Here is an 8163-nt window from a genome sequence, read left to right on the forward strand (position 1 = left end):
CTGGTTTTACGCGCCGACTTCCGGATGCATCTTTAGCACGGCATTGATGGCATCGAACATGTCGTGCATGCGCTGCTTCGACACCGGGCTTTCGACCACCACGACCAGCTCCGGCTTGTTCGACGAGGCGCGGACGAGGCCCCAGCTGCCATCCTCGCAGGTGACGCGGACGCCGTTCACCGTGACCAAATCGCGGATCGGCTGGCCGGCGACCTTGTCGCCCTGTTTTTGCGCGGCTTCAAAATGCTTCACCACGGCATCGACGACGCCATATTTGGTCTCGTCGGCGCAATGCGGCGACATGGTCGGCGACGACCATGTCTTGGGCAGGGCTTCCTTGAGATCGGCCATGCTCTTGTCGGGCGCACGGTCCAGCATCTCGCAGATCGCGATGGCGGAGACGAGGCCGTCGTCATAGCCGCGGCCGACCGGAGCATTGAAGAAGAAGTGGCCGGACTTCTCGAAACCCGCCAGCGCCTTCAGCTCATGGGTGCGGCGCTTCATGTAGGAATGGCCGGTCTTCCAGTAGGTGGTTTTGGCGTTCTGCTTCTGCAGGACAGGATCGGTGATGAACAGGCCGGTGGACTTCACGTCGACGACGAATTCCGCATTCTTGTGAACGGCCGACATATCGCGCGCGAGCATCACGCCGACCTTGTCCGCAAAAATTTCCTCGCCGGTATTGTCGACAACGCCGCAGCGATCGCCGTCGCCATCGAAGCCGAGGCCGACATCGGCCTTGTGCTCGAGCACCGCATCGCGGATCGCGTGCAGCATCTCCATGTCTTCCGGATTCGGATTGTACTTCGGGAACGTGTGATCGAGCTCGACATCGAGCGGGATCACCTCGCAGCCGATCGCTTCCATCACCTGCGGGGCAAAGGCGCCGGCAGTGCCGTTGCCGCAAGCGACGACCACCTTGAGCTTGCGCTTCAGCTTCGGACGCTGGGTGAGATCGGCGATGTAGCGCGCCGGATAGTTTTCGTGGAAGTGATAGGAGCCGCCGGCCTTGTTCTTGAACTCGGCATTGAGCACGATCTCCTTCAGCCGGGTCATTTCATCGGGGCCGAACGTAAGCGGCTTGTTGGCGCCCATCTTCACGCCGGTCCAGCCATTGTCGTTATGCGAGGCGGTGACCATGGCGACGCAGGGCACGTCGAGATCGAATTGCGCGAAATAGGCCATCGGCGTCACCGCAAGGCCGATATCGTGGACCTTGCAGCCGGCGGCCATCAGGCCGGTCATCAGCGCGTATTTGATCGAGGCCGAGTAACCGCGAAAGTCGTGGCCAGTGACGATTTCCTGCTTCTGGCCCAATTCGGCAATCAGCGCACCGAGGCCCATGCCCAGCGCCTGAATGCCCATCAGGTTGATTTCCTTGCCGAACAGCCAGCGCGCATCATATTCGCGAAAGCCGGTGGCCTTCACCATCGGCTCGGATTCGTAGGCATAGGTATTGGGCACGAGCAAGGGTTTCGGCTTCGGAAACATCGACGACCTCTCGCGATTGATGTGGATTTTTTTGATAGCACAGCCGGAACGGCCGCGCGCGTGCCTGCTGGTAGGCACCTACACATAAAAGGGGCTGAGTATGTTTGAAATTGGGCCGCAGGGTTAAGCGGCAAGGTTACTACTGCTCGAGCACCATCTGGCCGTTGGAATATTCGAATCGTTTCAGTTTTGCGAGAAACGACAATCCCAGCAGATTCTCCGACAATGCTTCATCCGGCAGCACCATCGCATCCACATCGCGCACGGTGATGTCGCCGACCTGCACCATCGGCAGTTTTGCACGCGCGGCTTTCAGCGTTCCATTCGCCGTTGTCACCGTGGCGTTATATTCGGCGCGCGACGGACGCAGGCCGAATCGCGCGGCCGACTTCTCGTTGAGCGCAATCACCGAGGCGCCGGTATCGACCATGAAGCCGATGCGCTGGCCATCGATGCGCGCTTCGGTCTGGAAATGCCCGCGATTGTCGCGCGGAATGGTGAGGCTGCGAATGCCGGCCTGAGGGGCGCTGAGCGACGCCAACCGGGTCGGCGCAGCCTCCGCGCGCGTAATCGCCGGGGTGGCCGTCATCTTGTCGGCGAGCTGGGCCATGGCGGTGCCAAGGCCGATCAGCACGGCGGCAAGAAACATGATGCTACGCATACGCAACCCTCAACTGAACGCAACCGTGCGGAACCGGACTGAATCACGGATCGCTGCCACCGTCCGCAGAGGCACGATGAACCACCCGGCAATTTTCGCGAAAAGGATGAGCGAAGGGTTAAAGGAGCGCCAAACACACCGATGTCGTCCTCCGCGAAAGCGGGGGACCCAGTAAACAATATTGTTGCGGCCTATCACTGTGGCTGGCGTTTACTGGATCACCCGCTTTCGCGGGTGATGACAGTTTGAGTGGTCACGTTCCCCTTGGCTTGGCCCGCCGGGTCGGCATGGCCGTGGCCGGATCGTCCGGCCAGGGATGGCGCGGATAGCGGCCGCGCAGGTCGGAGCGGACGTCCTGATAGCTGCCGCGCCAGAAGCCGGGCAGATCGCGCGTCACTTGCACCGGGCGCTGGGCGGGCGATAGCAATTCCAGCACCAGCGGTACCTTGCCCTTGGCCACGGAGGGATGCGTGCCCAAGCCGAACAGCTCCTGCAATCGGACGGCGATGGTCGGTCCCTGCTCCGCCTCGTAGTCGATGGCCAGCATGGTGCCGGTGGGCGCCTCGAAATGGGTCGGCGCTTCCCGGTCGAGGCGGGCGCGCTGGTCCCAGGGCAGCAGGCTCATGACGGCGTCGGACAGATCGCCGGCGGAAAAATCCCGCAGCGAGGTCTTGCCGAAGAGCGCGGGCGCGAGCCAGCTCTCACGGCTGTCGATCAATGCCTGATCGGACAGATCGGGCCACGCGTCGCCTTCCGATGCGCGCAGGAACATCACGCGGCCGCGCCACTGCTGCAGCGCTTTCGACCATGGCAGCCGATCGAGGCCGAGCGCCGCGAGGCCATCAGCGAACACGCGTGCAGCGGCTTCGGAGGCCGTCACCGTCAGTGGCGCTTCGGAGAAGGTGATGGCATGCAGCGCGCGCTTGCGGCGGCCACGCAGCGATGTCGAGGCACGGTCGAAACTGATCTCGTCGGAATCGGTGATCTGATCGGCAAAACGGGCTTCGATCTCGGCTTGCGTGATCGGCGCGGCGAGCAGGATGCGGCCGTTCGCAGCGGTGCCGGTGAGTTCGCCGACGGCGATGTAAGGCACTTTGGCGAGCGCAGCGCTTTGCTCGACGGATGCGCCACGGCCATTGGCAAGCACAAAGCTGCCATTGCCGCGGTTCCTGGCGACGCGATCGGGGAAGGCGAAAGCGAGCATGGTGCCGGTGGAAAGCTCTCCTATCTCACGCGGTGAGGGAGAAGACACCTGCCCCGCCCAGCGCTCGGCCAATTGCCTTGCACTGCTCGCGCGTTGCGAGCGGTCGCGGCGGAATTGATCCAGCCGATGGTCGAGATCGACGCTATCGCCGCCAAGGCCGCGTTCGGTGAGGATCGCGGCGATCTCGGCCGCCTCCTCGCCATAACCGAAGCGTGCGGAATCCACGATCATGCGGGCGAGACGCGGCGGCAGCGCCAGCGCGCGCAGCGCCTTTCCTTCCTCGGTGATACGGCCATCACCATCCAGCGCGCCGAGTTCGACCAGCAGGCTGCGCGCCTCTTTCAGCGCGGGCAACGGCGGCGGATCGAGGAAGGTCAGCTGCGCGGGATCGCTGACGCCCCATTGCGCGCAATCGAGCAGCAGAGTGGAGAGGTCCGCGCTGAGGATTTCCGGCTGCGTATAGGCCGGCAGCGATGCAGTCTGCGGCTCGTCCCACAACCGGTAACAGACGCCCGGCTCGGTACGGCCGGCGCGGCCGCGGCGCTGGTCCACGGCGGCGCGCGCCGCACGCACGGTCTCCAGCCTGGTCAAGCCGATATCGGGCTCGTAGCGCGGCACACGGGCGAGGCCGCAATCGACCACGATGCGGACGCCTTCGATGGTCAACGAGGTTTCGGCGATGGACGTCGCCAGCACGACCTTGCGCTGCCCCCTGGGCGCCGGCTGGATCGCGCGGTCCTGCACGGCGGCGTCGAGCGCGCCGAACAGCGGCACGATCTCGATGTTCGCATCCTGCACGCGCTCGGCGAGAAAATTCTGCGTGCGGCGGATTTCGGCAGCGCCGGGCAGGAAGGCGAGCATCGAGCCTGCATCCGCGCGCAGCGCCGAGGCGATGGCATCGGCCATCTGGCGCTCGATCTGCTGGTCGGGCTTGCGGCCGAGATAGCGGGTCTCCACGGGGAAGGCCCTGCCCTCGCTGGCAACCACCGGCGCATCGCCCAGCAGCTTTGCGATCCGCGCACCGTCGATAGTCGCGGACATCACCAGGATGCGCAGATCCTCGCGCAGCCCGGTCTGCGCATCGCGCGCGAGCGCGAGGCCGAGATCGGCATCGAGCGAACGCTCGTGAAATTCGTCGAACAGCACGGCGCCGACGCCGGTGAGTTCGGGATCATCGAGAATCTGGCGGGCAAAGATGCCTTCGGTGACGACCTCGATCCGCGTTTTCCGAGAGATTTTGGAACCGAAACGGACCCGGTAGCCGACGGTCTCGCCGGCGCGTTCGCCCAGCGTCCTGGCCATCCGCTCGGCACTGGCACGCGCGGCGATGCGGCGCGGTTCCAGCATGATGATCTTCTTGTCCCCCAGCCAGGGTTCATCAAGCAATGCCAGCGGCACGCGGGTGGTCTTGCCGGCGCCGGGCGGCGCCACCAGCACGGCGGCATTACTGGCGCGCAGCGCCCCCGCGAGGTCGCCCAGGACGGCATCGATGGGCAGGGATGTATCGAAAGTCCGCGTCATGAAACCCGTATCTGTTAACGCCCATTAACCAGCCGCAGGAACTCGCGCAAGCGTGACCATCCGATCAGTATTTTCGATGGATACTGCAAGGCAATTGAAACCGATTGCCCCGATCATGCGCGCAACCAAGAGGGCGCCGGCAGGGACCATGATGACCACAAGCGGCACATTTGCGGGCGCTGATCGCGCGATCGCATCGGAGCGCGTCGACTGGGTCGATTACGCCAAGGGCATCTGCATCATCATGGTGGTGATGATGCATTCGGTGCTGGGCACCGAACTGGCCGCCGGCCAGACCGGCTACATGCATTACGTGGTCGAATTCGCCAAACCGTTCCGGATGCCGGACTTCTTCCTGATTTCCGGCCTGTTCCTGGCCCGGGTGATCGACCGCGACTGGCGCACCTATCTGGACCGCAAGGTGGTGCACTTCCTGTATTTCTACGTGCTGTGGGTGACCATCCAGTTCGCCTTCAAGGCACCGGGCTTCGCCGCCGAGCACGGCTGGCCCTACGCGATCAAGCTGTATGCCCTGTCCTATATCGATCCGTTCGGCACGCTGTGGTTCATCTATCTGCTGCCGGTGTTCTTCGTGCTGACGAAGGCCGTGCGCCGCATGCCCGCGGTGCTGATCTGGGGCATCGCCGCGGTGCTGGAGAGCCTGCATGTCGCCACCGGCTGGACCGTGATCGACGAATTCTGCGCGCGCTTCGTCTATTTCTATTCGGGCTATCTGTTCGCGACGCAGGTGTTCGCACTGTCGAACGCGGCGCGCGCAAAACCGGTGCTGGCGCTGACTGGCCTCGCGCTATGGGCTGTGGCAAACGCGGCGCTAGTGCATGGCGGGGTGAGCGAATGGCCCGTGGTCTCGCTGGCGCTCGGCTTTGCCGGCGCGGTGGCGATCATCGTGGCCGGCACCTTGCTGGCCAAGATGCAGTGGCTGGATGTCGTCCGCTTCTTCGGCGAGCATTCCATCGTCATCTATCTGGCCTTCTTCCTGCCGATGGCAACGGCCCGCGTCGTACTGCTGAAATTCGCCCCGCTGGATGTGGGCACGATCGCGCTGCTGGTGACGGTCAGCGGCATCGTGGGCGCACTGGTGATCTGGTGGCTAGCGCTGCGGCTGCGGGCGGAGTTCCTGTTCGAGCGCCCCGCCGCGTTTTGGATCGCGCCGAAGAAGCAGGGGACAAGGCTGCAGGCGGCGGAGTGATCTCTTCCTGTCGTTGCCCGGCTTGACCGGGCAATCCAGTAGACACTGCCGCTTCGATCCATCACGACCGCCACCGCATACTGGATTGCCCGCTTTCGCGGGCAATGACAGGGAGAGTCAGGACTGTCATTCGCCGCAAAAATCCTTAAATTGCGGCCATGTCGAAAGCCCCCGCGAAACCCGCCGCCACATCCGCTTCCACCAATGCGCCCGGCAAGGGCGATCACGTCTTCCTGGTGGACGGCTCGTCCTACATTTTCCGCGCCTATCACGCGCTGCCGCCGCTGAACCGCAAATCCGACGGGGTGCAGGTCAATGCGGTGCTCGGCTTCTGCAACATGCTGTGGAAGCTGATGCGTGACATGCCGCCGGACAACCGGCCGACGCATCTGGCGATCATCTTCGACAAGTCCGAGATCACCTTCCGCAACAAGCTCTATCCCGAATACAAGGCGCACCGGCCGCCGGCGCCGGATGACCTGATCCCGCAATTCGCGCTGATCCGTGATGCCGTGCGCGCCTTCGACCTGCCCTGCATCGAACAGGGCGGCTTCGAGGCCGACGACCTGATCGCCACCTATGTGCGGCAGGCCTGCGAGCGCGGCGCCACCGCCACCATCGTGTCGTCCGACAAGGACCTGATGCAGCTCGTGACCGACTGCGTCACCATGTATGACACCATGAAGGATCGCCGCCTCGGGGTTGCGGAGGTGATCGAGAAATTCGGCGTGCCACCGAACAAGGTGGTCGAGGTGCAGGCGCTGGCCGGAGACAGCGTCGACAATGTGCCGGGCGTGCCGGGCATCGGCATCAAGACGGCGGCGCAGCTGATCACCGAATATGGCGATCTGGAAACGCTGCTGAGCCGGGCGTCCGAGATCAAGCAGCCGAAGCGGCGGGAATCGCTGATCGAGCATGCAGAGAAGGCGCGCATCTCGCGGCAGCTGGTGCTGCTCGACGACAAGGTGGCGCTCGACGTGCCGCTGGATGATCTTGCGGTGCATGAGCCGGATGCACGCAAACTGATCGCGTTCCTGAAGCGGATGGAGTTCACCACCCTCACCCGCCGTGTCGCTGAATATTCGCATATCGATGCGGCCGATGTTGCCCCTGAAGCCGAAAGCGGTGCGCCGAAGCCGGCCGCAAAGGGCGGTGGCGAAGCCGGCGGGCAAGGCGGCGATCTGTTCGGCGATACCGAACAGGCCCCCGTGGCGAAGAAGAAAGCCAATGGCACCGGCGCGCATGCGACCGGCCCCGGCGGCAAGGACGTGCTCACACCGGCAGCTTTCGCCAAGGCGCGGGCGGAAGCCGCGCGCAACACGCCTGTGAAGCGCGACGGCTACAAGACCATCCGCAGCCGTGCCGATCTCGACACATGGATCGCGCGTATCCGCGAGACCGGCCATGTCGCCTTCGAGGCCAAGGCCAGTTCGATCGATCCGATGCAGGCCGACATCGTCGGCTTCGCCCTCGCCCTTGGCCCCAATGATGCCGCCTATATCCCGTTCGCGCATCGCCAGTCCGGCGATGGCGCCGGATTGTTTCAGGCCGATCTCGAAGCCGACCAGCTAAAGACCGCCGATGCACTGGAAGCGCTGAAGCCGCTGCTGGAATCGGCAGGCTTGCTCAAGATCGGTTTGAACATCAAATTCACCGCGGTGCTGCTGGCGCAGCATGGCGTGACGCTGCGCAACCACGACGACGTGCAGCTGATGTCCTATGCGCTCGATGCCGGCCGCAACGCGCATGGGCTGGAAGCGCTGGCGGACAGCTGGCTCGGCCATGCCGTGCTGACCCATGGCGAGATCATCGGCTCGGGCAAGGGCAAGCTCACTTATGAGCAGGTGAAAATCGAGCGCGCCACCGAATATGCGGCGGAAGATGCCGATGTGCTGCTGCGACTGTGGAGCGTGCTCAAGCCGCGCCTCGCGGCCGAACAAATGAACACGGTCTATGAGACGCTGGAGCGGCCGCTGATCTCCGTGCTGGCGCGGATGGAGCGGCGCGGCATTTCCATCGACCGGCAGGTGCTGTCAAAGCTCTCGGCGGATTTTGCGCAGACGGCGGCGCGCATCG

The 8163-nt window shown here is 64.1% G+C and carries 5 protein-coding genes; 2 read left to right on the forward strand and 3 right to left on the reverse strand.

All coding sequences use genetic code 11. From position 1 onward, the window contains the following. Positions 1 to 6: 6 nt before the first annotated feature. From ACIQ17_RS27660 to hrpB, 3 genes are all read right to left on the reverse strand, one after another. Positions 7 to 1491, reverse strand: coding sequence for a phosphomannomutase/phosphoglucomutase (locus tag ACIQ17_RS27660; protein ID WP_398472568.1), 1485 nt, complete (start codon positions 1489 to 1491; stop codon positions 7 to 9). Between the two features lie 139 nt (positions 1492 to 1630). Then, positions 1631 to 2152, reverse strand: coding sequence for a TIGR02281 family clan AA aspartic protease (locus tag ACIQ17_RS27665; protein ID WP_398472570.1), 522 nt, complete (start codon positions 2150 to 2152; stop codon positions 1631 to 1633). Between the two features lie 253 nt (positions 2153 to 2405). Next, a complete protein-coding gene (gene hrpB, locus ACIQ17_RS27670) occupies positions 2406 to 4877 on the reverse strand; it encodes an ATP-dependent helicase HrpB (RefSeq protein ID WP_398472572.1) in 2472 nt (823 codons plus the stop codon). Between the two features lie 151 nt (positions 4878 to 5028). Between hrpB and ACIQ17_RS27675 the strand changes: the two genes are divergently transcribed. Both ACIQ17_RS27675 and ACIQ17_RS27680 read left to right on the forward strand, forming a co-directional pair. Next, a complete protein-coding gene (locus ACIQ17_RS27675; RefSeq protein WP_398472574.1) occupies positions 5029 to 6087 on the forward strand; it encodes an acyltransferase family protein in 1059 nt (352 codons plus the stop codon). Between the two features lie 158 nt (positions 6088 to 6245). Beyond that, positions 6246 to 8163: 5'-3' exonuclease H3TH domain-containing protein (locus tag ACIQ17_RS27680; protein ID WP_398472573.1), on the forward strand; the 1918-nt coding region annotated here is incomplete at its 3' end.

The sequence above is a fragment of the Tardiphaga sp. genome (assembly GCF_044340795.1).
In the GTDB taxonomy this organism is placed as follows: domain Bacteria; phylum Pseudomonadota; class Alphaproteobacteria; order Rhizobiales; family Xanthobacteraceae; genus Tardiphaga.